Below are 25,286 nucleotides of genomic sequence, written 5' to 3' on the forward strand. Positions count from 1 at the left end.
CGATCGTAGACGAAACGTTTCATCTGCAAGTTACTGACCAGCAAGCCATCCGAGTGGAAAGATTCCACCAAAACGTCGAAGGATGGCCATCATGACTTCTTCCGTCCCCTCCTCTAGTCGCAGAGCCGGACTCGCCGCAGCCGCCTCGCTGGCCGCGCTCGCGACCCTGCACGTCGCCCCGACCGCCACCGCTGCCGAGCCCAACCCCGAACAGCAACCCGCCCCGATCCAGTACGCCGCCGGCGTCCTCCCCCTCGGCGACGCGGACCTCGCCGAGACGCGCACCGTCACGGCCCTCGCCGAGGGCGTGACGCTGACCCGCATCGTCCGCGGCACCGACCCCGCGCCGGCCGACCAGATCAACACCACGACCCGCGGCCCCTGGGTCGTCAACGTGCTCACCATCGACCCGCGCAAGGCGAGGGGCGAGCTGCGGACGACGTACGGCCCCGACCTCGCGAAGGTCGAGAAGACCAGCGACCTGGTCCGGACGTCGGGCGCCCTGGCCGGCATCAACGCCTCGTTCTTCACCTTCACCGCCAGCGCCCTCTACCCGGGCGACCCGGTCGGGCTCGGCATCTTCGACGGCAAGCTGCTCAGCGAACCGCTCACCGACCCGGCCGAGGCCAACTTCGTGGTCGACGCCAAGACCAACAAGGCCGTGATGGGCCACCTCCGCTGGACCGGCTCGGTCAAGAACCCGAAGACCGGCGCGACGCTGCCGCTCGAGTTCGTCAACCACCCGCCGGTCATCCCGACCGCCTGCGCGACGCTCCCGGCCCAGACGGCGTGCACGGTCCCCGGCGACGTCACCCTCTTCACCCCTGAGTTCGCGGCCACCACCCCCGCCGGCGCGGGCATCGAGGTCGTCCTCGACCGGGACGGCTGCGTCGAGCGGGTCGCCGCCACCCGCGGTACGACCCTGACGAAGAACCAGACCTCACTCCAGGCCACTGGCAGCGACTCGAACGCACTCCTCGCGATGGTCTCGCACACCTGCCTGAAGACCGACCTCGCGATCGCCGACGAGCACGGCACCAACCTCAAGCTGCGCAAGGACCTGTACGCCGTAACCGGCCGCTACCGTCTCACCGCCAACGGCCAGGTCGTCGTCCCCGCCGGTACCGGCAGCTTCTTCGACCGCAACCCGCGCTCGATCGTCGGCACCACCAGCGACGGCAAGCTCACCCTGGCGGCGCTCGACGGCCGGCAGACCACCAGCGTCGGTACGACGATGGACGAGACGGCCGCGGTCGCCAAGGCACTCGACCTGAGCGACGCGATCAACCTCGACGGCGGCGGCTCGACCGCGATGGCCGTCAACGGCGCGCTCGTCAGCCACCCGAGCGGCACCAACGGCGCCGAGCGGGCCGTCGGCGACGCCCTCATCTGGGTGCCGAAGAAGTAGTACGCCACAACTGAAGGGCCCGGGATATCCCGGGCCCTTCACCTCTCAGAAGTTGTTGTTCGAGATGCCCTGGCCGAGGATCACCTGGTCATAGGTGTTCCCGTCGTTGTCGTCCGTGTAGGCGACCGCCACCTCGGACCACGGTGACACGGCAACCACCAACTGCTCCTGCCGTCCCGCCGGCACCTGGCTCAACTGCTGGGCCGACAGCCGCGGCGCGTCCGTGGTACCGGCTGAGTTGAAGCCGCGGACCCACACGTCGGAGTCCGTCGCCTGAGCGGTCCAGCCGACCACGCTGCTCGCCTGGTCATCGATCCCGATCGAGGGATTCTTGCCGCTGGCAACGACTTCCACATCAGCGGTGCGAGCAGCGCCCGTACCTGTGAACCCGCGAGTCCACACCCCTGCGCCCGACTCCCATGCGACCGCGAAGTCGCCGTTGAAGTTCGCCGCGACAGCGGCATGCAGCTGTGCCCCAGCAGTGGAGGCATTCGCCGTACGTCGGGACAGCGTGACCGCGCCATTCGTCCGGGCCAAGCCGACCAGCCCGACGTTGTACGCCGTATCGGTCGACCCGTCATCCCAGACCACGACCGCATCGCCCGAGGCCGACACCGCCACGTCCGGATTGTGATGCTGACCCGTCGTCGTCGAGGCGGTCACCTCGTAGCCGCGAGTCGTCGGCCCGGTGAATCCAGCCGCCTTCACCGTTGCCGGAGTACCGGTCTGGATGTCCTCCCACACCACCGTGAACGCAACCGCCGCAGTCGACGGCGCGCCATCCGGGTCGACCGCCACCCGGGGATTGATCTGCTGCCCATCCGCCGACGTGTTCGCATTGGCCGAAGCGGTCACCGTACCGGCCGTATTCACAACCCGGTAAGGGATGTTGTAGTAGCCGTTGCCGTCCGGATCGTCGGCCCACACGACAACGGCATTGCCCTTGTCGTCCAGGCCGACATCCGGGTGCAAGTGGCGCCAGTTGGTGACGCCACTGCCGCCGGCCGCGGACAGCTTCTTCTCATAGAGCGCCGTGCCGTTGTGGTACAGGCGCAGGAAGATCTCGCTGTGCGCGTTGTCGGCCGCGTCGGTCGTGTCGCGGTCGTCTTCCCAGACGACGGCGACGTACCCGTTGCGGTTGGTCGCGATCGCAGCCGTGTCCTGATCGCCGGTCGACACGCTGTTCGCAGTACTCCAGACCGGCGCCGCAACCGCTGCCTGGGCAGGGATCGTGAACAGTAGCGACGGAACGGCAACCGCCAGGGCGAAGAACTTCTTCTTCATGGTCACTCCCCTCAGACTGCCTGAAGGCCGGGCTGGCCCTCTTGGATGACGAACGACTTCAGCGTCGACACCGGCGCGTCGTGCTCGGACACCTTCGCCACGCCGCGGAAGTCCGCCTGCATCTGGGTCGGCGTCACCGTCGTCCGGATGTAGCCGCGGCGGTTGCTGTAGAACTTCAGCCACGGGTTGGTCCCGACGTCCGGGATCGCCGTGGTGGCGTCACCATCGCCGGTCGAGGTGGACGAGCTGGTGACGAGTTCAGTGCCGATCACCGCCGAGTTGGCGTTGTTGTAGTCCGCCATCAGGTTGTTGCCCCAGGCGCGGTGCACGTCGCCGGTGAGCACTACCGGGTTCCGGTTGCCGCGGTCGACCCAGCCCTGCTGGATGCGGGCCCGCGACGCGCGGTACCCGTCCCAGGAGTCCATGCTGGCCCCGGTCGAGTTGAAGCGCCGGGCGAAGAACACCTGCTGCCCGATGATGTCCCAGGTGGCCGCCTTCTCGGCCAGACCGTTGAGCAGCCAGGTCTCCTGAGCATTGCCAGGCAGGCTCCGGGTGGCGAGGTCTGCGTCCGAACAGATCTTCCAGCCGTCACCGCATGCCTGGTCGTTGCGGTACTGCCTGGTGTCGAGCATGTGGAACGTGGCGAGCTTGCCCCACGGCAGTCGCCGGTACAGCTGGATGGAGTTGCCGTTGTTGGCCTGAGCCGGCCGCAGCGGCATGTTCTCGTAGTACGCCTGGTAGGCCGCAGTGCGCCGGGCTGTCCACTGCGCGGTGGTGAGCGCCGGAGTGCTGTCCGCCCGAGTCATGTTGGCGTAGTTGTTCTCCACCTCATGGTCGTCCGGCACGACGATCCACGGCGCGACCGCATGGGCCGCCTGCAGATCCGGGTCCGACTTGTACTGCGCATAGCGACGCCGGTAGTCGGCCAGCGTCGTGATCTCCGTGGCACCCAGGTGGAGACGCGTCCGGCCGGCAGTAGCCGGGTACTCGTAGATGTAGTCGCCCAGGAACAGGATGAGGCCCGGATTGTCCTCAGCCATTCGCCGGTACGCCGTGTAGTAACCCTCCTCGTAGTGCGCGCACGAGGTGAAGGCCATGACGAGGTCGCGGCCGTTCGTGCCCGCTGCGGGCGCAGTACGGGTGCGGCCTACGGGTGAGACGTGGCCTTGGGCGCGGAAGCGGTAGAAGTAGTCCGAGTCGGGGTTGAGGCCGTTGGCGATCGCGTGAACGGAGTGAGCGGCTCCGTAGGTCGCAGTGACGGTGCCTGAGGTGACCAGGGTGGCGAAGGACTCGGTGGTCGAGACCTGCCAGTCCACGGCGACATTGGCGTTGGCCATGCCGCCCTGGCCGTCCGCATTGAGCGGGGACGGGGCCAGACGGGTCCAGAGCACGACGCTGCTCGAGTCGGGCTCACCGGAGGCGACCCCTAGCTGGAAGGGATACGGGACAGCTGCGGTGGCGGTGATGATGCTGGAACGGGCGGGCAGTGCGGTAGCACCTGCCGCCGCCAGTCCGCCGAGGACAAGGGTTCGACGACTGATGGGTTTCATGGGCGTCACCTTCCGAGGTGCACATGGCGCAGGGCCCTCCGGACGGATGAATACGACGGATCCGTCCGGAGAACCTCACGATCGGGGCGGTTCGTGCCCATACTCCCCAAAATTTGGTAACTTTCCTACACCTTGTCCTACTGGACAACGACCCGCTTTTTACCGGCCGGCACCGGTTCGAAGGGCTTGTAGTCCTGCCCGCAGGTCGCACCGTCCGCAGGCGCGTCCAGGGTCGTCAGGTACTTCGTGATGCCGGCGTCGGCGCAACTGCTCTTGAGCAGCGTCGTATGCCCGTAGCCCTCGACCGTGAGCATCCGGGCGTCCGGGAAGAGGTCGGCGAACGGGCGGGTGGCCGCGTACGGCGTCGCCGGGTCGTACCGGGTGCCGATGACCAGTACCGGCGGCTTCACCTTGTTCGGCCATGGGCCCTTGAACGCGTCGGTGTCCTTGACGGGCACGGACTCGCACACCTGGCCGACCCAAGTCCGGTAGCGGCCGAAGTGCGGACCGGTCTTGTCGGCGGCATCGGCGTACGCACGGTAGGCCAAGGGGTGACCGGCCTTCGCAGTCTCGATGCAGGGCTGCATGGCCTGCGCGAGCGAGGGATACACCTCCCGGTGCTTGGTCCACTCGACTAGAGCGGCCGGTGCCTTCAGTCGTGCGCTCTTGCTCTTGGCGGGGGCCGCGAGCTGGCTGTACAGGTCGGCGAGTTCCGACCAGCCTGCCGGGTCGTACATGCTCTGGAAGCCAACCACCACGGCGATCTGGTAGGTCACGGTCGTCGTGGTGCCATCGGGCAGCGTCACCACCACCGGGTGGGTCTTGAGCCGCTCGAAGAGGTTCTCGACCACCGTCGACGGATCACCGAGCTTGGCCAGCGAGCACCTGTCCGGCCCGGCCTTCTTGCACTCCGCCTTGAACTGCGCGAAGGTCCCGGCAGCGCCGTCGCCCTGAGCGATCCGTACGCCGAACGGGCGCCGGTCGCCGTCCGAACCGGAGTACCCGGTCGGGGTGAGCGTCCCGTCGAGAACCAGCGCGCGGACCTTGGTCGGGAACAGCTTGGCGTAGGTGGCGCCGAGGTACGTGCCGTAGGAGTAGCCGACGTAGCTCAGCTTCTCGTCACCGACCGCTTGCCGGAGCAGATCCATGTCACGGGCAACGTTCGCCGTCGACATGTGGGCCAGCTTGCCGCCGGAGAGTGCGGCGCAGTGCAGGCCGACCTTGATGCCCCAGCTGGTGTAGGCGCGCTCCTCGGCGCGCGTGACTGGGAACTCCGGCTGGCTGGTCAGCACCTCGTGCTCCTCGGCCTCCGTCCGGTAGCAGGTCGCCGGGTCGGACTTGCCAACGCCTCGTGGGTCGAAGCCGAGGATGTCGAACTGCGCCCGTACCTGTGGCGTGTAGGCAACCTGGCCGACCTGCTGGATGAAGTCGACGCCGGGACCGCCGGGGCCTCCCGGGTTGGTGAACAGCGTGCCGATGCGGTGAGCCGGGTCGCTGGCGGGCAGCCGGGTCAGCGCAATCGTGGTCGTGGAGCCACGCGGGCGGTCGTAGTCGGTAGGGACCTCAACAGTGGCGCACTGGAAGGGTTTCAGCCCCGGGTCGGTGCCGCAGCTCCCCCAGTTGATCTTCGGCACTACTGGTTGGGCAGTACTGGCAGCGGAAGCTGTCGTTGGTATTGCGAGTACGGCGGCGGCTAGTGCGGCCGCTATCCGTCGGATGTACACGGTTCTCCCCCAGCGAGTCGATGAGTGGGACGCCATCGACGCTATTGCCGGGACCTGTCGGTGCGAGTCCACCAACGGGACGAGGCCGGCAGTCCGCCTCTCAGCGGATGCCGGCCCCTCTCAGGAGTGAACCTGGTGAGCGAGCTCACCCGTAGTACGGATTGCTTTGTTATGCGGTCTTCTCGCGGCGCTCGCGCTTGCTGACCATCTGGTCGCGCGGGATCAGCGTCGGGTTGACGTTCTCCAGGACGACCTCGCCGGTGACGACGACCTTGGCGACGTCTTCGCGGCTCGGCACCTCATACATCACGTTCAGCAGGACTTCTTCCATGATCGCGCGCAGCCCGCGGGCACCGGTGCCGCGCAGCAGCGCCTGGTCCGCGATCGCCTCGACCGCGTCCTCGCTGAACTCCAGCTCGACGTTGTCGATCTCGAACAGCCGCCGGTACTGCTTGACCAGCGCGTTCTTCGGCTCGGACAGGATCTTGATCAGCGCGTCCCGGTCCAGCGGGGAGACCGTGGTGATGACCGGGAGCCGGCCGATGAACTCGGGGATCAGGCCGAACTTGAGCAGGTCCTCCGGCATCACGTCGGAGTAGCCGCTGAGCTCCTTGGGCTTCTCCGGCTCACGCTTGGCGTTGAAGCCGAGCGTCTTCTTGCCGACCCGCTGCTCCACCATGTGGTCCAGGCCGGCGAACGCGCCGCCGACGATGAACAGCACGTTGGTGGTGTCGATCTGGATGAACTCCTGGTGCGGGTGCTTGCGGCCGCCCTGCGGCGGAACGCTGGCCGTGGTGCCTTCCAGGATCTTCAGCAGCGCCTGCTGGACACCCTCGCCGGAGACATCGCGGGTGATCGACGGGTTCTCGCTCTTGCGGGCGATCTTGTCGACCTCGTCGATGTAGATGATCCCGGTCTCGGCCTTCTTGACGTCGTAGTCGGCCGCCTGGATCAGCTTCAGCAGGATGTTCTCGACGTCCTCGCCGACGTAGCCCGCCTCGGTCAGCGCGGTGGCGTCGGCGATCGCGAACGGGACGTTCAGCATCCTCGCCAGAGTCTGGGCCAGGTAGGTCTTGCCGCAGCCCGTGGGGCCGATCAGCAGGATGTTCGACTTGGCCAGCTCGACCGCTTCGTCCTTCGCGTGCCGGCCGGCGCTCGACGAGCCCTGACCGTCGCGGACCCGCTTGTAGTGGTTGTACACCGCTACCGCGAGCGCCTTCTTCGCCACGTCCTGTCCGACGACGTAGGCATTGAGGAAGTCGTAGATCTCCCGGGGCTTCGGCAGCTCCGTCAGACCGACCTCGGAGCCCTCGTTCAGCTCCTCCTCGATGATCTCGTTACAGAGATCGATGCACTCGTCGCAGATGTAGACGCCGGGACCGGCGATGAGCTTCTTGACCTGCTTCTGGCTCTTGCCGCAGAACGAGCATTTGAGCAGGTCACCGCCGTCACCTATGCGTGCCACCGGGACAGATCCCTTCTCTGAGCAGTCGAACCGGGCGGATTCGAACCTGAACCATCGGGGCTGATCCCCACCCGGAACTCGCTTCGACGGTACCGCGCCCGGGGCCGAAACGCCGCGCTCACCGACGCGTTGTGACTACGCCGGTGGCGAACGCACTGTCACTTGACAGTGTTCGGCCGCTGACTCGGTACCGCCGAAGCGGAACGGTCGTTCTCAGACGCCGGCCGGGACCGGGGTCTTGAGGGTCTGCAGGATGTCGTCGATCAGGCCGTACTCGATCGCCTGGTCGGCGGTCAGGAACTTGTCCCGCTCGATGTCGCGCGAGACCTCTTCGTGCGGCTTGCCGCTGGCCTCGGCGAGCATGGTCTCCAGCAGCGCCCGCAGACGCAGGATCTCGTTCGCCTGGATCTCGATGTCGCTGGACTGCCCGTAGGTGCCCTCGGTGGCCGGCTGGTGGATGATGATCCGGCTGTTCGGCAGGGCGAGCCGCTTGCCCGGCGTACCGGCTGCGAGCAGGACCGCCGCGGCCGAGGCGGCCTGGCCCAGGCAGACCGTCTGCACGTCCGGCTTGATGTATCGGATCGTGTCGTAGATCGCGGTCAGCGCGGTGAACGAGCCACCGGGCGAGTTGATGTAGATGCTGATGTCCCGGTCGGAGTCCATCGCCTGCAGGCAGAGCAGCTGCGCCATCACGGCGTTGGCGATCTCGTCGGTGATCGGGGTGCCGAGGAAGATGATCCGGTCCTCGAACAGCTTCGTGTAGGGGTCGATCCGGCGCATGCCGTACGACGTGCGCTCCTCCCACTGCGGGATGAAGTAGTTCATGCTGGTGTCCTTAGTTTCGCAGGAGAGGTCAGGAGTTCGGGCTGCCGCTGCTCAGCTGAGCAGCACTGGCCACGACGTGGTCGATGAAGCCGTATTCCTTCGCCTGGTCCGCGGTGAACCAACGGTCGCGGTCGGCGTCGGTCTCGACCTGCTCCAGCGGCTGGCCAGTGTGCTCGGCGATCAGCTTGAACAGCTGCGCCTTGATGTGCAGCGACTGCTGGGCCTGGATCTTGATGTCGGAGGCCGTACCACCCATGCCGCCCGACGGCTGGTGCATCATGATCCGCGCGTGCGGCAGGGCGAAGCGCTTGTCCTTCGCGCCGGCGCAGAGCAGGAACTGGCCCATCGAAGCGGCCAGCCCCATCCCGACCGTGGCGACGTCGTTGGAGATCCACTGCATGGTGTCGTAGATCGCCATGCCCGAGTCCACCGAGCCACCCGGCGAGTTGATGTACAGCCAGATGTCCTTGTTGGGGTCTTCGGCGTTGAGGAGCAACATCTGAGCGCAGATGGCGTTCGCGTTGTCGTCGCGAACCTCGGACCCCAGGAAGATGATCCGGTTGCTCAGCAGGCGCTGGTAGATGTGGTCGTCTAGTCCGCCGGATCCGGCACCGCCCGCGGCGGTGGGGCTGGCTGCAAATGTCTCGTTCACAAAGCCGACATTACTGGTCCCCACCCACAGACCTAAGGCTGGTAGCCACCTGTTCGCTCACGGCGCACGCCATCTGCCCTCAGCGAACTCCGGAACAGGCTTCCCGGGCTGATGTTTTGTCCCCACCCCGACTCACTCGTCGCGCCGGCGAGATGGTGCCCACCCGAACCACTGGCCGGGCGGCGCATTGGCCGGGCGAGCCCACATCCGGTGGGCTTGAACACCACGAGGCGACCTCGGACAAGGAATTACCTGTTCAAGCCCCACCAGATGGTGTTCGAGGTGCTCACTTCTGGTGCGAACCCGTCCGCGGTGCGTTCGCGCCACGACGACGGGCCAGGGGTTGGGCGGTGTTTCAGATCGCGATCGGGACTCGCATAATCCAGCAAGCGTCTACCTCGCCCTTGGAGTCGATCTGGGCCTTGAAGTCTTCAGCGTCGGCTTGGGTCAGGAAGGCGCCTGCCGGTGTAGCCTCGCCGTCTGTGTATCGGGGGACGCCTCGGTACATGACGACGTGGACGTACCGGTACCGCTCCCTCGTGACCGCAGAAGAGTCCTCGGTCGTGACGACGTTGACCAGGTCCTCCGCCGAGGCGACGTCCAGGCCGGCGTCGTTGCTACCGAGCGCCGTCGTTGGCCACCTGGGTTCGTACGGGTCGTTAGCGGCGAAGAAGCTCATCCGGGTGCGGCTGAGGATGTCTTCCTGCCAGCCGATGGCGGCACCGACCACATAGTCGGTTCCGTCAGCGCACTCGAGGGTGAAGACGCGGTCGTCGTGGTCGCTGAAGGTGATGCCGGGCGTCGCCTCCCGGATTCGTCCCGCTTCTTCCTCGGTTGCGCAACGGATCACCAGGCCGTCGTACACGTGCCGGATCTTCAAAACCGTGATCGGCTTGAAGAGCACGTCGATGGTGGTGTCGTCCGAATCGGTACTGCTGCTCCGCAACAGCAGCTGACTATGACTGACCGTGTAAGCCCAGAGCTGAAACGGCCGGTTGCTGCGGAACAGTTCCGTGCCAGGCACCAACTGCTGATGGGTGTTGAGCCACGCCTCGGTCGCCATGCACGCCAGAGTGCCGATCCCGGCCCAATCCGGTCAACCGACGGCGGTTCGCCTCCGCCAATGCGGTGGCTGACGCTGCCGGCGAGCCCACATCTGGTGGGCTTGAACATCATCTGGCGACCTCGGACAACGTATTACCTGTTCAAGCCCGCCATACGGTGTTCAAGGTGCCCACTTCGGGCCAGACTCCACCGGCGTGAGCTCGCGCAGCTCGCGAGGGCTGTGTTTGGTTGATCAGGCCTCGACGGGCTCCGCAGTCGAACGCGGTTGCCTCGCCCAACGCCCTGCCCACGGTGTTCGGGTAGGCACCATTTCGCCGGCGCGACGAGTGAGTCGGGGTGGGGGGTCAGACAGCACAAACGTCGACGACCCCGGATCCGCTGTGGGATCCGGGGTCGTCGGGTGTTCGTTCAGGTGGTTCAGGCCTTGGCGGGCTCTTCTTCGGCTGGGGCTACGGGGGCCTCGGTGTCGGTGTCGGCCGGGTCGGCGTAGGTGCCGTCGGGCTGGAGGGTCTTGAGCTCTACGGTGTTGCCGGAGGCGTCGGTGATCTTGGCGTTCTCGACCAGGTGGGCCAGCGCCTTGCCGCGGACGACCTCGGAGACGAGGCTCGGGACCAGGTTGTTCTCGACGGCGTGCTGGGCGAACTGGTCGGGGCTGACACCGGAACGCTGGGCGTGCCGGACGATGTGCTCGGTCAGCTCCTGGTCGTTGACGCTCAGTTCCTGCTGCTCGGCGACCAGGTCGAGGACGAACTGGGCCTTGATCGCGTCCTCGGAACGCTTCTTCAGGTCCTCGTCGAACTCTTCCTCGGTCTGCTCCTCGCCCTCGAGGAACTGCGCGAACGTCATCCCGGAGTACCCGAGCTGCTGCTCCAGGTTCTCCCGGCGGGCGGCCAGCTCGTCGGTCAGCAGGCCCTCGGGGACCGGCACCTCGACCAGGGTGAGGATCTTCTCGAGCACCGCGTCGCGCGCGTCGCCGGCCTGCTCGAGGCGCTTGCCGCGCTCCAGCCGGGTACGGACGTCAGCGGTGAGCTCCTCGGCGGTGTCGAACTCCGACGCGGTCTGCGCGAAGTCGTCGTCGAACTCCGGCAGCTCCTGCTCCTTGACCGCGGTCACGGTGACCTCGACGTCGACGTCCTCGCCCTTGAGCTCCCCGCCGACCAGCTGGGTCACGAAGGTCTTCGACTCGCCGGCGTTCAGGCCGAGGACGGCCTCGTCCAGGCCGTCGAGCAGCTGTCCGCTGCCGACCTGGTACGACAGGCCGGTCGCCTGCGCCTCTTCGATCTTCTCGCCGTCCTTGGTGGCCGACAGGTCGATCGTGATGAAGTCATTGTCGCCGACCGCGCGCTCGACCGGGTTCAGCGCGCCGAACCGCTGGCGCAGCGCCTCGATCTGCTCGTTCACCTCGTCGTCGGAGATCGCGATGTCCTCGACGCCGGCCTCGAGGCCCTCCAGATCCGGCAGGGTGATCTCCGGGCGGACCTCGACCTCGGCGGAGAACTGCAGGCTCTCCTTGTCGTTGAACTCGGTCACATCGACCTCAGGCCGGCCGATCGCCTTGACCTGGTTGTCCTGGACGGCCTGCGAGTACAGCTTCGGCAGCGCGTCGTTGATCGCCTCTTCGAGCACCGGACCGCGACCGACCCGCTGGTCGATGACCTGCGGCGGGATCTTGCCCTTGCGGAAGCCCGGGACGACGATCTGGCTTCCGATGCTCTTGTACGCCGCGTCGAGGCTCGGCTTGAGCTCCTCGAACGGCACCTCGACGATGAGCTTGACCTTGGTCGGGCTCAAGGACTCGACGGTGCTCTTCACGGTGGCGGTTCTCCTTGGTCGATGACGTTCACAGCCGTGGCCGGACAGGCCACGCTGCACGGTGCTGCTGGGGTTTGTCGGGGCGACAGGACTCGAACCTGCGGTCTCCTGCTCCCAAAGCAGGCGCGCTAGCCACTACGCTACGCCCCGCAGTGACCGCACGAGTCTAGTGGACGCGGACCAGTGCTCGCGCCACCACCCCCTCGGGGGAACCAGTTTGAGACCTGGCCCGGCGATGTGGAATCATGTGCGCGTGCCCCTCACCGGGCGCATGCGGGTGTAGCTCAATGGTAGAGCCCCAGTCTTCCAAACTGACTACGCGAGTTCGATTCTCGTCACCCGCTCAGCACACGAGAGGTCCCCAGCCACAAGAATTCTGAGGCTGGGGGCCTTTCACGTTGGTGGCGGTGTCGTGAGGGCGTGGTTGACGACGGCGTCGACCATCCATTGCTGGAGGGCGCTGACCTGTGCGGGGGCGAGCCCGGCGACGTCGCTCAGCCAGACGCGGGTCTCGATGCCACAGGCGGCGCGCATTGCCAACGCGAGCTGGCGCACGCCCTCGTCACCCAGCGTTTCGGCCGTGGGCGCGAGCGCTTCGACGAACCAGGCAATGGCGCGACCCTGGCGCAGCGGCAGCTCGTGCGGGACGTCGCCCAGCGAGAGGCGCAGCATCGCGCGCTGCTGCGGTTCCGCCTCCTGGACGCCGTCGATGAAGAAACCGGTAACGGCGGCCACGCGTTCGTCCAGGGCTGCCGGCGGCGGGTCGGGAAGTACCGACGTCGCCGCTGTCTCCGGGTATGCCGCGGCGAGGAGCTCGGCCTGCGACGCGAAGTAGCGGTAGGCGGTGGTGCGGGAGATCCCGGCAGCCTCGGCGACCTCCTCGACACGGGGCGTGTCGCCGGCCGTGATCAGCTCACGCGTCGCAGCGATCAGCTGGTCGCGAGTGCGTTGCTTCTGCCGCGTGCGACCCGACTTCAGATAGCCCGTTGACATGCCCTTCATGGTATGCGAATTTCATTACGGGACTGGAGTCCCATAAGCGATCGGAGTGTCAGATGACGGAGAAGACGACGCTCGCGCCAGTGATCCGGCGGGCGGGCGAGGGTGAGAAGCGGTGGTTCTTCGGCGGTGGAGTCTTCACCTGGAAGCTCAGCGGCGCCAACGAAGACATCAGCCTGATCGAAGTCGACATGGTCGAGGGCAAGTGGACCCCGATCCACACGCACCCGGTATCGGAGTCCATGTGGGTGCTCGAAGGGCAGATTCGGTACCGCATCAACGACGACGAACACGAGATCGGACCCGGCGACTTCGTGATGGTGCCCGCGGAAGTACCCCACGCCTTCACGGTCAAGAGCCCAACGGCGAAGGTGCTCGGAATCCAGCCCACCTGCGAATGCGAGCCCTTCTATCGCGGCGCCAGCGAGCCCTTCGAGGGATCCGCCTGCGTCGTGGATTTCGCCCGAATCGCGCAGGGCGCCCAGGAGAACGGCGGCATCGAGATCGTCGGACCCCCACCGTTCTAGTGCGCGCCTTTCTGTATTGCGCTCAGGAGGGTCGGGAGGCTTTCGGGGTGGGCCAGGTTCAGGTCTGCGAGGTCGGTGGGGCGGAACCAGCGGAGGTCGTCGTGCTCCTCGGGGGCGGCGTTGACCGGTTCGCCGTCCCAGTGGGTGAGGAGGAACGCGCGGACGTCGAGGGTGGGGTCAGTGACGGTCATCGGGATCGGTAGCGGGTCGTGGACCTGGATTCCGAGTTCTTCGAGGCATTCGCGGCTGACTGCCTGGTGGGGTGACTCACCTGGGTCGACGTGGCCGCCGGCGGAGAAGCTCCAGGCGTTGGGGTACCAGCGACGCGAGGGGTGGCGGTGTACGAGGAGCACAAGGCCGTCTCGGACAAGGACAGCGACTGCGATCTGGATCCGGGCGGCCATGGCGACACCCTAGGCGCACGGAATATGTCTGGTCGGCGGCTAGGGGTTCGCTTTGTCGGCAGCCCTGGAGGCTTGTTCCACGTTCGACTGGTGGGGGCCGGCGAGCCAGTCCTGGGCCAGCCGGGGGTCGGCGGGGTCGATTCCTTGGCGGAGTGCGTTGAGGTAGGCGCGGTCGGCGGCCAGGCGGGCGGCCAACTCGGGGCCTGTGGCGACAGTGCCGTGGCCGGGTACCAGGACTTCGGCGTACTGGGCTGCCTCGGCGAGTTGGTCTAGGGCGGCCTCGTAGGCGTCCAGTTGGCCGGGGCGGCGGGGGTCCAGGAGTGGGATGAGTACGTCGGAGAGCATGTCGCCGGCGATCAGTACGCCGCGGTCGGCGAGGAGGATCGCGGCGTGGCCGACGGCGTGGGCATCATGCTCGATCAGCTTGCCCGGTATGCCTGCTCCGTCCGTGGGCAGCGGGGTGAGGAGCCCGATCAGCTCTAGCGGGATGCCTGACGCGCTCTCGGCCGCCATCGCCTGTGCCCGCTCCTGGGCGCCACTGGCAACCTCTGCGCAGCCGGCGGTCGCGTACCGCGGTACGTCACCGAACCGGGAGTGCCAGAGCAGGTGATCCCAGTGCGGATGAGTAGAGAACCCAGGAACCACAGGAATCCCCAGCAGCTCCACGTCATCCGCAAGCTGGCTCAGGTCGGCCCCACTGATCCCCGGATCGACCAGTACCAACCCACTGTCCCCGCGCACCACGACGGCATTGCTCCACACCCACTCGCTCTGCCGCACCCACACACCGTCGGCCACCTGCGTCAGCATCCGCCCACTCTGCCAGCCCGCCCAGCCCAACGCGAGCCGCACCTCACACCTGGGTAGGCCTCCGATGAGCCCACCCGACAGCGGCCGCCCAGCGTCCATCATCGGGTGTGGCGCAGAGGTGAGCGGGCGGAGTAGAGGGCGGCGGAGAGCATGCCGAGGGTGGTGAGGATGAAGGTTGGGCGTAGACCGAGGGTGGTGGCCAGGAGGCCAGAAGTGAGGGCGCCGAGCAGCACTGCCCTGCCTACATCAGCGACGACCAGTAGGCGGCGCAGGGAGAAGCGGCTGACCACTAGCCCGGCAGGTAGCCCGAACACCAAGTGGGGAAGGACATTCAGCCCGGCCAACGCCACATGCCACGGACCTTCGCAACAGACCAGGCTCAACCGGCACCATCGTTCGCCGACAGCGAAGCTTGTTCACTGCACGCGGAATACCGGTCCCTCTCGAGGATCAGTGGTCGTTGTAGAAGCACTTCTTGGTGTCGAGGGCGATGGTCACGATGTTCGCGCCGTCGCGGTCGACGATGCCCGCGTACATGCACACGTGCGAGCCCTCCTTGAGGTCCAGGTTGCAGACCCCGGCGTGGCCCTTGCCGTACGGGTTGTAGCACGCGCCGGTGCGGCCGTAGCCGGTCTCGAAGTACGCCACCGCCGAGGAGCTGTCGTTGTACATGTCCACGACGAAGAAGTTGTCACCGTACTTCTGGAAGCACACGTACGCCTGGAAGTTCCCGGTGCACAGGTCGTCCTGGATGATGCTGACCTCGGTCGCCCGGTACATCGGCGGGTTGCTCACCGAAGCGGCGGAGGCGGCAGCGGGGTTCACCACCGCCGACGCGACCGCGATGAAGAGCGCAGCGGACGCGCCGAGCAGCCGGCGAAAGGAACGTCGGTTCATGATGTCGATCCTCACTGTGGGCGGGAAAGCAGCTTGCCATCAGCTCACTGCACGCGGAAGACCGGAGCCTTGGGAGTGAAGGGAAGGGTTGCGCCGGCCGGGACTAGCCAGGCGTGTTCGCGGCGGACGCGTACTACGTCGCACTGGCCGTCTGTGATGATCAGGATGGGCCCGTCGATCGGGAAGTCGTCGGCGCGCTCTAGTAGGTCCACCCCGGGCTGCAGGACCGTTCCACCTCGGCCGCGGACCTTTACGCGGCCGGCGATGTCGTCGACTGGGATGTAGCCCGCGTCGTAGGCGGCTGCGTCGCAGAAGACCACTCTTGCTGCGGGGACGTCTCGTGCCGTCGAGTACGACGCGATGGCGCCCAGCGCCTTTCCGAGCAGGGCGCGATCCATTGAGCCGGAGGTGTCCAGCACGACCCCGTACGTCGGTAGTCGCTCGACATTGGTCGGTCGGATCCAGCCCGGGCGCGGGATGTCCGGTGTGCTCGCCTGGCGACGCGACGCGCGGGCATACGTTCGTACCTTGGACACCGACGGCACGTGTTCCTCGAACCAGCGGGCCAGCTGCGCATCCCAGGCCAGTGGTGGATGGTCAAGCGCCTTGATCTCCTCGACGAGCCCTGCAGGCAGTAGACCTCGGCTGCTGTCGTGGTAGGCCAGTCCTGTCGTCAGCGAACGCCGGTAGATGTCGTCGAGGTCAGTAGCCCGAGCAGCCTCGCCAACACGCGGCAGTGGGTGCCCCAGCACGTCACCGAGCCCTACACCGCGCAGAGTCGCCAGCTTGCGGTACTTGCGCAGGTCAGTCGTGATCCGGTCGTACACGGCCTCCACGGACAGCCCGCGCAGCGATACGTCGTACAAGGCGCCGTCCGGCATCGTGCCGACGCCCATCTCGATCAGCCAGCCGTTGATGACCAGGTCGGCCGCCACGTTCCACAGGTACGCATCACGCCCGCCTACCCGAGCACCGTGGCGCAGAGCGGCGTGGAGCATCTCGTGGGCCATCACGAAGCGCCACTCGTTCTGCGTCAGCTTGTGCAGCGGGTTGATGTAGATCTCCCCCGCCTCGGCGTTCACCGCCGCCACGTGGATGTCCCACCCGCGGGCGAGCTCTGCCTCGGCCACTACCTTCATGCTCGCCGCCAGCGCGCCCAGCAGCGGGTACGACGAGACGAACCACCCCAGCGCCCGGTCCCACTCATCGCTGCGACCACCCGCATCCGACAGCGACGACCGCACCCCGCCGGCCACCTCTACAGCCGCCGCGGCCGCGTCCGAGAGCCCAGCGGCAAACCAGTCCTCCCAGGCGGGCGGATCACCCCACCCGGTCCAGGGCTTCACCACCACATCATTCACATGCCCAGCCACCCCCAACTGCCCGAACTCAACCGGTACGCCGGTACGCCGCCACCCCCGAGCCAGCACCTCCTCGTCGGCCCCAGGAAGCTCATCTGGCAAAGCCACCACACCGCGTCCGATCCCCAACGACGCCAGGAACCGATTGACCGCCACGTCACAAGCCGCTGCCGCAGCATGATCTGCAACAGGCCGCCCCGGCGACGCGTGCCCCAGCCCCAGGTGGATCAACAGATGCGCGAAAACCCAAGCCCACTGGTCGGCATCAGCCAACCGGGTCGGGTGCACGTAGAAGGTCCCATCCGAGGTGACCACCGCCCACCCGTCAGCCGGACAGTCCTCCGACCGCACCGGCGCGTTCCGATAACTCACCATCGGAGCAAACAAAGGATGCGCCGCAACCACACCCCACCCGGCCCGGATCGCCTCCACCGCCGGATCCCTCTTCGGCCCCCGCCGAGCCATCAGCCGGTTCCGCGGCGGGCTGTGCCGAGCCACTTGGCTGGGCGTTTCTCCCAGCTGAGCGGCTTCTGCTGCCATCCGGCCGCTCGCCGCTCCCACCGGCTCTTCTGCTCCCACCGGGCCGGCTTCTTCGCCCACCACCCCGGCCTGCTCGACCACCTCGCCATGTCAGGACCGGGCAGCCACGAGACGGGGCAGGTCGCGGGTGACCTCGACCAGGAACCAGGACGGAAGTACCGGACGTCCGTTGTCGTCGGATGCGATCACGATCTGGGCTACCTCCAATGAGATTTCGGCCAGCTCCACCAGCAACGCTTTACCGCGATAAGCCAACTGCCGCGCCGCCGGGCTCGCCGACGCCTTGTCGGCCGACAGCTCCTTCACCAGCCGCGCGCGGAACGTCTCCGCAAGGAAGTACAGAAGATCCCGATCCTCCGGCGCGGCCGGCCAGTTCGCCTCGCCCTTCAGCACCGCCTCCAGCCCGAACGCGTTCCGGACCGTCTTCACGAAGGCACGGAAGGTCGAGGCGTGCGAGGCGGTCAAGGTGCCGAAGGCAAGGATCCGGACGGTCTCGTCGTCGACTCCCTCGCCGTAGGAGTGCAGCGCGTCGGACAGCATGTGCCAGCTGCGCGGCGTCGAGAACGGCTCCTCCGTCTTCGGCGGTGCGGTCCACAGGTGATCGGGCCGGTTGAGCAGGTAGTCCAGCACCCACGGGTGAATCCCGGCCCCGGCGGCCCAAGCTAGCCAGTCCCTCGCCGAGGCGCTCAGATGAACGTGGACCAGCCGGTTGAGCAGAGCCGAAGCCATCGGCCGGGCCAGCGCGTTGTCCGTGGCCCGGTTCCCGGCGCCGATCACCACCGATTCCGCGGGCAGCTCGTACTCCCCGATCCGGCGGTCCAGGATCAGCGAGTAGAACGCCTTCTGCACCTCCGGCGAGGACGCGTTCAGCTCGTCCAGGAACAGGCAGTACGGCGTATCGCGCGCGATGCTCACCGGCGGCGCGAACCGGCTCCGCCCGTCGACGATCTGCGGTACGCCGATCAGGTCCTCCGGCGCCAGCTGCGTCCCCAGCAACGTCACACAGTCCAACCCGAGCGAGTCCGCGAACGAGCGAACCAGGCTGCTCTTGCCGATCCCGGGCGCGCCCCAGACGAACACGGGCCGCACGACGGCTACGTTCAGCAACACGTCCGGCAACTGCGCCGGCGTCACGGTGATGGCGGCCTGCATCGGGTCCTTTCAGCGGTTTCGGAAGACACCTTCGATGGTCCTCCGCGTCACTGCGCGTGTCCATCGCATTTCTCGACAAGCGCTTCCACTACTCCGGGTTACCGGCTAGGGTGCCGCGATCAGGGGAAGACACGGCGGCTGAGCCGCCGAGGGGGTTTACGTTCTGATGATGCTGCGCTCGAAGCTGGTCGCCGCCGCCTGCGCGGTCGTCCTGCTGCCACTGGCCGCCGTGAAGGTGATGGCCGCCGACCCGCCGCAACACCTCGGCGAGGGCCAACTGGTCGGCAGCCGGTCCGTGGCCGACCCGGCGATCCAGATCAGACAGGCGACCAGCTCGTACTACGTGACGTCGTACGGCCAGCCCGACGACCACTCGCCCGAGCCGTGGGAGATCCTCAGCAGCACCAACGGCGCCCTGGCCCGTACTTTCCCACGACTCCGTGACGACCCGGACAAGCCCCCGACCCTGCTCGGCAAGTACGTCGTGACGCCAGCGGCCGGCGAGGTCGCCTTCCGGGACATCGCGACCGACGCCGTCAGCCAGGTCGCAGTACCGGCCGGAGCGACATACCAAGGCGCCTACCCCGGCGGCATCCTGTTGTCTCGCGCGGCCGACAGCTCGTTCGCCCTGCGCGCAGTGGACAACACCGAGAAGCCAGTCACCGGCGCAGCCTTCGGCGACCCCGTCATCCTCGACACGACCGCCACCTCGATCCTGATCGCCGTAGCCGGCCACCTCTCAGTTGTAGACACAGCAACCGGTACTGCGACCGCCGTCGCCACCCTGCCCGCCAACCCGGCCTGGGCCGCGCTGACTCCCAACCGGGTGCTCTGGCAGACCGCCGCCACCGCAAGCTCCAAGACGGTCGGCTGGAAGCAGGGGACGACCACTGGCTCGGTAGACGTGCCCTTCGGACTCCCACTGCTCACGGTTGGCGACGACCTCGCAGTACTGGTGCCCGAGACCAAGCAGCTGGCCAAGATCGCGGCGAATGGCGGCACTGTCACACCAGCGTTCGTCACTGGAGTCCACGACGCGGCAGACCTCGGCAACGGGCGGCTGTTGATCAGTGCCCAAAGCAAGGTGGCCAGCGTCGGAGCAGACGGCGTACTGACGACCGTCAAAGCGACTCCGGCCTTCGCTGCTCAGGTCAGCGGGGTGGCTCTGTCCGGCACTCGCGTAGTGACTGCTGACTACCAACCAGACCACGGCGTGTACGAGACGACCACCAACGGCACCACCTGGTCATCGCTGAGCACCAGCAACTCCACCAAGCCGATACAGCTCGAAGGGACCACCCTGGTCACGTACCAGGCCGGTATCGCCCGGGTGCGCGGCTCTGGCGGCGACCTGACCTTCCCTGCGACCGACGAGGTCGTACTGGGCAAGGGCGGCAAGCTGGTCTCGCACCGTGCGCCGGATGCCCCCACGGCCGAGGTCTACAACGTCGCCACCAAGTCCAAGCTCGCCGACTACGCAGTGCCCTTCGCCATGGCCGACAGCTCGGTCTGGAAGGTCACCGAGACCGGAGTACTGACCGGCAAGGAACTCACCACCCAGGCGACCAAGACGATCGCGGTGGCCGGCAACTGCACGGTCGGCGCGGACGGGGTCAACGGTCGCTGGGCACTACTCAGTGGCTGCAAGCAGGTCATCGACATCAAGGGCCCAGAGGCGCCGCGCAACCTGACAGTCGCGGCCGACTCCCAGCTGGGCAACGGGTTCGTAGTACAGACTGCTGTCGGTCAGGACGCGAACGGCCTGTCCACCAAGGAGTTGCTGGTCACCGACCTCAACGACCAAGGTCTCGGCCAGCGCCGGTACGGCCCGATCAACGGACGGCTCCTGCAGCCGCCCAGCTTCCGCCCCGACGGCAGTGGTGGCGCCAAGCTCATCTACGCCGATCCGGATGCCCGGCCCCGGATCATCAGCCTCACCTGGCTGGCGGTCGACCCGCAGCCGCTGCCGGACACCACTGCGCCCACGCTGACCAGTGCCACGGCCGGTGACCGGCTGCGCGAGAACACGAGCCTGTCGTTCAACTGGGCCTACACCGACCCGCAGGTCCCCAACGCTCCGGCGACCGGGGTCAAGTCCTACGACCTTCGCATCCAGCAGCGGCCCAACCGCACCTCGCCGTACGGAGCCTGGAACCAGGTGCCGAGCTGGCAGGGGCTCACGTCGACAGCGGCGAGCTACACCGCGGCACCGGGCACTGACACCTGCTGGCAGGTCCGGGCGCGGGATTACGCCGGCAACCTCAGCAACTGGAGCACCTCGTACTGCAGTGAGGTCGACGGCATCGCCCCGACCGCCGTCACGCTGAGGATCGGCGACCGTACCGCGCTCGGCGCGACCGCCACGGTCAGCTGGGGGTACAAGGACGAGACCGCGGTCGGGTCGTACGACATCGTCTACAAGACCGCGGCTGCCGGTGCAGCCTTCGGCAGCTGGGTCTACCCGGCTGCTTGGCAGAACACCGACATGACGTCGATCACCTGGGCACCACGGATCGGTATGGACGAGTGCTTCATGATCCGGGCCCGCGACGTGGTGGGGAACCTGTCGGCCTGGTCGATCCCGCTCTGCACGGTAGTGCCGCAGGACGACCGCGCGTTCACCTCGTCCGGCACGGTGACCCGGGCAACCAACACGATCGCCTTCCAGGGCACCACCTCGATCCTGAAGGCCAGCGGCGCGTACCTGACCAAGTCCGGTGAGGGCGCACTGCGGATCGCGGTCGTCGGGATCAGCGGCCCGGGCCAGGGCAAGGTCGACGTCTACCACGCAGGAATCAAGATCGGCACGGTCAACCTGGCCGCCACCACCACGGCACGCACGGTCACCTACCTACCGACCACCGTCTACCGGACCGGCGTGGTCAAGATCGTCTCGACCTCCACAGCTCCGGCCGCGATCGACGGCGTCGCCTTCTTGAGGTACTGACACCTATAACGGGAACGTGATCAGTGTGAGCCCCGTCACCGGTGGGTGACGGGGCTCGGCTATTGCAACAAGCGGTAATTCAGCTCCAGGGAATGGAATTCGCAGGACAAGCGCTTACCACTACGCGATACTGGAAAGTGCGCCGTTTTCCGGTCGCCAGCCAATCCCGAGCCGAGTCATGTTGGGAAGTGCGCCCCTCCAGATGCCCTCTGAGCACCCTGTCCAAGCGCCCTCTATCGCTGCCCCCTCCAACCGTACGAACCCCCGGCGGAGCCAGAATCTCTGGCGACTCCGCCCCTACCTCCGCCCGCACAAGTGGCGCCTGGTGACGATGTTCACCACGGCGATCCTCGGCGTAGGTGTCAGCCTCACCGTCCCGCTGGTCACCCGGGCGATCATCGACGGCCCGGTCACCCGTCGCGAGATCGACCTGCTGCTCCCCCTCGGCCTGCTGGCCCTCGGCCTGAGCATCAGCGAAGTACTGCTGGTCTGGATCCGCCGGTGGGCCCAGTCGCGCGCGGTCAGCGACCTCGAGGCCGCGCTCCGCAACGACCTCTACACCCGGCTGCAGGCCCTCCCGATGGAGTTCCACAGCCGCTGGCAGAGCGGTCAGCTGCTCTCCCGGGTCACCGCCGACCTGTCCACCATCCGCCGGTTCATGGGCTTCGGCCTGTTGTTCCTGGTGATCAACATCCTGCAACTGGTGGTCGTCACCTTCCTGCTGCTGCGGCTGTACTGGCCGCTCGGCGTCGTGGTCCTGGTGGCCGCCGCGCCGATCATCATCGTGTCGCTGAAGTTCGAGAAGAAGTACCTGGCGATCTCCCGCCGGGTGCAGGACCAGCAGGGCGACCTGGCCACCCGGATCGAGGAGTCGGCGGTCGGCTTCCGGGTGATCAAGGCGTTCGGCCGCCGCGAACACGTCAAGCAGCAGTTCGACGACGGCGCGGTGAAGCTGTACGAGACCTCGGTCGACAAGGTCCGGCTGGCGTCGCGGTTCTGGACCTTCCTGGAGGTGATCCCGAACCTGACCCTGGTGATCGTGCTGCTGCTCGGCGCGCTCGCCGTCGGCCGGCACTCGATCACGCTGGGCACCCTGGTCGCCTTCATCACCTTGATGCTGTCGCTGATCTGGCCGGTCGAGTCGCTCGGCACCATCCTGGCGATGGCGCAGGAGGCGATGACGTCGGCGGACCGGATCAGCGAGATCCTGGACACCGAGTCCACCATCATCGACGGTCCCGACGAGCTGGTGAACCCGCGCGGTCACCTGGTCTTCGAGAACGTCAGCTTCCGGTTCGGCCCGGACTCGGCCGACGTCCTGCACGACATCAACCTCGACCTCGCCCCCGGTACGACGCTCGCCCTGGTCGGCGCCACCGGCTCGGGCAAGACCACCCTGACGTCGCTGGTCCCCCGGCTGTACGACGTCACCGGCGGGCGGATCACGATCGACGGGCACGACGTCCGCGACCTGACCCTGAAGTCGCTGCGCAGCGCGGTCGCGTCGGCGTTCGACGACCCGACGCTGTTCTCGATGAGCGCCCGGGAGAACATCACCCTCGGCCGGCCGGACGCGACCGACGCCGAGGTCCAGCAAGCATTGGAGATCGCCCAGGCGACCTTCGCCAACGAGCTGCCCTGGGGGCTGGAGACCCGGGTCGGCGAGCAGGGCATGTCCCTGTCGGGTGGCCAGCGGCAACGGCTCGCGCTGGCGCGCGCAGTACTGGCCAGGCCGGCAGTACTGGTCCTGGACGACACGTTGTCGGCGCTGGACGTGCACACCGAGGCACTGGTCGAGGAGGCGTTGCGCAACGTGCTCGCCGCCACGACCGGCATCGTCGTCGCGCACCGGGCCTCGACGGTGATGCTGGCCGACCAGGTGGCGCTACTCGAGGGCGGCACGATCACCCACGTCGGTACGCACCAGGAGCTGCTGGCGACGGTACCGGCGTACCGGACCCTGCTCGCGGCGGAAGAGGAGGAGGTGCACGCATGACGACCACTCAGCAATCACCTCAGCCCCAGCCGACCGAGGAGCCGAGCCAGGAGGAGTCCTGGCGCGGGTATGCCGAGGACCCGGACCGGGAGTTGTCGAAGGCAACGACCCTGCGGCTCAAGGAGCAGTCGCGCAAACTGCTCGGCGAGCTGCTCCGGCCGTACAAGAAGATGATCTGGCTGCTGGTCGCGATCGTCGTGGTGGAGAACGCGGCCCGGCTGTCGGTGCCGTACCTGGTCCACCTCGGCATCGACAAGGGCATCCCGCCGATCCTGGCGGGCCAGGGCAGCTCGACGCTGATCGACATCGTGCTGATCGTGCTCGCGTCGGCGCTGATCCAGGCCGGCGCCCGGCAGATCTTCCTGATGCGGTCCGGCCGGCTCGGGCAGACCATCCTGCTCGGCCTGCGCCGGCGGGTGTTCGACCACTTCCAGCGGCTCAGCCCGTCGTTCCACGACAAGTACACGTCGGGGCGGGTGATCTCGCGGCTGACCTCGGACGTGGACGTCATCGACGAGATGCTGGAGACCGGCTTCGACGGGCTGGTGACGGCGCTGCTGACCCTGGTCGGTACGGCGATCCTGCTGCTCACGCTGGACGTGAAGCTCGGGTTGCTGGCGCTGCTGTCGTTCCCGGTGCTGTTCGTGCTGACCGCGTGGTTCCGGAAGCGGTCGGCGATCGTCTACCGGCGGACCCGCGAGGCCGTCGTCCTGGTGATCGTGCACTTCGTCGAGTCGATGCACGGGATCCGGGCGGTCCAGGCGTTCCGGCGGGAGCCGCGCAACGAGGAGATCTTCTACGGGGTCAACGACAAGTACCGCGAGGCGAACCTCGAGTCGTTCCGGATCAACGCGATCTTCATGCCGTCGATCAAGGGCGTCGGCAACATCACGATCGTCGCGATCCTGGCCTACGGCGGTTGGCAGGCGTACCACGGGCACGTGACAGTGGGGGTGCTGACCGCGTTCCTGCTGTACCTGCGGCAGTTCTTCGAGCCGCTGCAGGACATCTCGCAGTTCTACAACACCTTCCTGTCGGCGAGTGCCGCGCTGGAGAAGCTGTCCGGCGTACTCAACGAGAAGCCGGACGTACCCGAGCCGGTCAAGCCCGCGACGCCCGCCAAGCATGCGCGGGGGCATCTGGAGCTGCGCAACGTGCAGTTCCGGTACGTCGACGGAGTACCGGTACTTCCGGGGCTCGACCTCGACGTACCGGCCGGGCAGACACTTGCCCTCGTCGGTACCACCGGCGCCGGCAAGACGACGATCGCCAAGCTGGTCGCGCGGTTCTACGACCCGACCGGTGGCCACGTGCTGCTGGACGGGATCGATCTGCGCGACCTGACCGAGGACGACCTGCGCGAGCGGGTGGTGATGGTGACCCAGGAGAACTTCCTGTTCACCGGCTCGGTCGCCGACAACATCCGGTTCGGCAAGCCGGACGCGACGATGGACGAGATCGTCGAGGCGGCCAAGGTGATCGGCGCGCACGACTTCATCATGGCGCTGCCCGACGGGTACGAGACGGCGGTCGCCAAGCGCGGCAGCCGGCTCTCGGCGGGTCAACGGCAGCTGGTCGCGTTCGCCCGGGCGTTCCTGGCGGACCCGGCGGTGCTGATCCTGGACGAGGCGACGTCAAGCCTCGACATCCCCAGCGAGCGGCTGATCCAGCGCGCGCTACGGACGATCCTCGACGACCGTACCGCGATCGTCATCGCCCACCGCCTGTCGACGGTGGAGACCGCGGACCGGGTGATCGTGCTCGAGCACGGCCGCATCATCGAGGACGGCGCTCCCTCGCAGCTGGTCACCACCGGCGGCAACTACGCCGACCTGCACCAGGCCTGGGAAGACTCCCTGGCCTGACCG

General features: G+C 67.3%; 19 protein-coding genes, 2 tRNA genes and 1 pseudogene. 6 read left to right on the forward strand and 16 right to left on the reverse strand.

Translation table 11 applies throughout. The annotated features are described in order from the left end of the window. The first annotated feature begins 91 nt into the window (after positions 1-91). The gene (locus AB0M15_RS28605) at positions 92-1,408 is read left to right on the forward strand and encodes a phosphodiester glycosidase family protein (protein ID WP_363824542.1); all 1,317 of its coding nucleotides are present in this window, start codon (positions 92-94) and stop codon (positions 1,406-1,408) included. A gap of 45 nt (positions 1,409-1,453) precedes the next feature. Here AB0M15_RS28605 and AB0M15_RS28610 read toward each other — a convergent pair whose 3' ends face one another. The 9 genes and pseudogenes from AB0M15_RS28610 to AB0M15_RS28650 form a co-directional block, all read right to left on the reverse strand. Further along, a complete protein-coding gene (locus AB0M15_RS28610; RefSeq protein WP_363824543.1) occupies positions 1,454-2,692 on the reverse strand; it encodes a hypothetical protein in 1,239 nt (412 codons plus the stop codon). Between the two features lie 11 nt (positions 2,693-2,703). Next, positions 2,704-4,242 (reverse strand): alkaline phosphatase D family protein, encoded by a 1,539-nt coding sequence (locus tag AB0M15_RS28615; RefSeq protein WP_363824544.1) that lies wholly within the window; start codon positions 4,240-4,242, stop codon positions 2,704-2,706. 137 nt (positions 4,243-4,379) lie between these two features. After that, positions 4,380-5,966 carry an alpha/beta hydrolase gene (locus tag AB0M15_RS28620; protein ID WP_363824545.1) on the reverse strand — a complete coding sequence of 529 codons (1,587 nt, stop codon included), beginning with the start codon at positions 5,964-5,966 and terminating at the stop codon, positions 4,380-4,382. Between the two features lie 169 nt (positions 5,967-6,135). After that, complete coding sequence (gene clpX, locus AB0M15_RS28625) at positions 6,136-7,431, reverse strand: ATP-dependent Clp protease ATP-binding subunit ClpX (protein ID WP_328321187.1); 1,296 nt, start codon at positions 7,429-7,431, stop codon at positions 6,136-6,138. Between the two features lie 213 nt (positions 7,432-7,644). Beyond that, positions 7,645-8,259 (reverse strand): annotated as a pseudogene (locus AB0M15_RS28630) (ATP-dependent Clp protease proteolytic subunit); the annotation flags it as partial. A gap of 25 nt (positions 8,260-8,284) precedes the next feature. Further along, positions 8,285-8,908 (reverse strand): ATP-dependent Clp protease proteolytic subunit, encoded by a 624-nt coding sequence (locus AB0M15_RS28635; RefSeq protein ID WP_343971407.1) that lies wholly within the window; start codon positions 8,906-8,908, stop codon positions 8,285-8,287. A gap of 355 nt (positions 8,909-9,263) precedes the next feature. Continuing rightward, positions 9,264-9,971, reverse strand: a complete 708-nt coding sequence (locus AB0M15_RS28640; RefSeq protein ID WP_363824546.1) for a hypothetical protein — start codon at positions 9,969-9,971, stop codon at positions 9,264-9,266. A gap of 419 nt (positions 9,972-10,390) precedes the next feature. Further along, a complete protein-coding gene (gene tig / locus AB0M15_RS28645) occupies positions 10,391-11,785 on the reverse strand; it encodes a trigger factor (protein ID WP_363824547.1) in 1,395 nt (464 codons plus the stop codon). A 77-nt stretch (positions 11,786-11,862) separates the two neighbouring features. Continuing rightward, positions 11,863-11,935, reverse strand: a tRNA-Pro gene (locus AB0M15_RS28650). Between the two features lie 123 nt (positions 11,936-12,058). Here AB0M15_RS28650 and AB0M15_RS28655 point away from each other — a divergent pair. Next, positions 12,059-12,129 (forward strand) — tRNA-Gly (locus AB0M15_RS28655). Between the two features lie 49 nt (positions 12,130-12,178). Here the strand turns inward: AB0M15_RS28655 and AB0M15_RS28660 are convergent. Continuing rightward, positions 12,179-12,778 (reverse strand): TetR/AcrR family transcriptional regulator, encoded by a 600-nt coding sequence (locus AB0M15_RS28660; RefSeq protein ID WP_363824548.1) that lies wholly within the window; start codon positions 12,776-12,778, stop codon positions 12,179-12,181. Between the two features lie 62 nt (positions 12,779-12,840). Between AB0M15_RS28660 and AB0M15_RS28665 the strand changes: the two genes are divergently transcribed. After that, a complete protein-coding gene (locus AB0M15_RS28665) occupies positions 12,841-13,311 on the forward strand; it encodes a cupin domain-containing protein (RefSeq protein WP_363824549.1) in 471 nt (156 codons plus the stop codon). On the opposite strand, the gene AB0M15_RS28670 is transcribed toward AB0M15_RS28665, so the two are convergent. The 6 genes from AB0M15_RS28670 to AB0M15_RS28695 form a co-directional block, all read right to left on the reverse strand. Further along, entirely contained in the window at positions 13,308-13,715 is a 408-nt protein-coding gene (locus tag AB0M15_RS28670) for an NUDIX hydrolase (protein WP_363824550.1), read from the reverse strand. The two genes, AB0M15_RS28665 and AB0M15_RS28670, sit on opposite strands and share 4 nt — an antisense overlap. Positions 13,716-13,754: 39 nt before the next feature. Further along, a complete protein-coding gene (locus AB0M15_RS28675; RefSeq protein WP_363824551.1) occupies positions 13,755-14,525 on the reverse strand; it encodes an MBL fold metallo-hydrolase in 771 nt (256 codons plus the stop codon). A 98-nt stretch (positions 14,526-14,623) separates the two neighbouring features. Then, the gene (locus AB0M15_RS28680; RefSeq protein WP_363824552.1) at positions 14,624-14,875 is read right to left on the reverse strand and encodes a hypothetical protein; all 252 of its coding nucleotides are present in this window, start codon (positions 14,873-14,875) and stop codon (positions 14,624-14,626) included. A 100-nt stretch (positions 14,876-14,975) separates the two neighbouring features. Then, positions 14,976-15,422, reverse strand: coding sequence for a hypothetical protein (locus tag AB0M15_RS28685; RefSeq protein ID WP_363824553.1), 447 nt, complete (start codon positions 15,420-15,422; stop codon positions 14,976-14,978). Between the two features lie 44 nt (positions 15,423-15,466). After that, positions 15,467-17,404, reverse strand: coding sequence for a hypothetical protein (locus AB0M15_RS28690; RefSeq protein WP_363824554.1), 1,938 nt, complete (start codon positions 17,402-17,404; stop codon positions 15,467-15,469). Positions 17,405-17,413: 9 nt separating this feature from the next. Further along, the gene (locus AB0M15_RS28695) at positions 17,414-18,475 is read right to left on the reverse strand and encodes a MoxR family ATPase (RefSeq protein WP_363824555.1); all 1,062 of its coding nucleotides are present in this window, start codon (positions 18,473-18,475) and stop codon (positions 17,414-17,416) included. A gap of 169 nt (positions 18,476-18,644) precedes the next feature. On the opposite strand from AB0M15_RS28695, the gene AB0M15_RS28700 reads away from it, so the two are divergent. The 3 genes from AB0M15_RS28700 (at position 18,645) to AB0M15_RS28710 (ending at position 25,283) form a co-directional block, all read left to right on the forward strand. After that, positions 18,645-21,422: a hypothetical protein gene (locus tag AB0M15_RS28700; protein ID WP_363824556.1), complete on the forward strand. Its 2,778-nt coding sequence runs from the start codon at positions 18,645-18,647 to the stop codon at positions 21,420-21,422. A 331-nt stretch (positions 21,423-21,753) separates the two neighbouring features. Then, positions 21,754-23,418: an ABC transporter ATP-binding protein gene (locus AB0M15_RS28705; RefSeq protein ID WP_363824878.1), complete on the forward strand. Its 1,665-nt coding sequence runs from the start codon at positions 21,754-21,756 to the stop codon at positions 23,416-23,418. Beyond that, complete coding sequence (locus AB0M15_RS28710; protein ID WP_363824557.1) at positions 23,415-25,283, forward strand: ABC transporter ATP-binding protein; 1,869 nt, start codon at positions 23,415-23,417, stop codon at positions 25,281-25,283. Before AB0M15_RS28705 ends, AB0M15_RS28710 begins: the two co-directional genes overlap by 4 nt. Positions 25,284-25,286 lie beyond the last annotated feature (3 nt).

This window comes from Kribbella sp. NPDC051718 (assembly GCF_040681515.1).
GTDB lineage: Bacteria > Actinomycetota > Actinomycetes > Propionibacteriales > Kribbellaceae > Kribbella.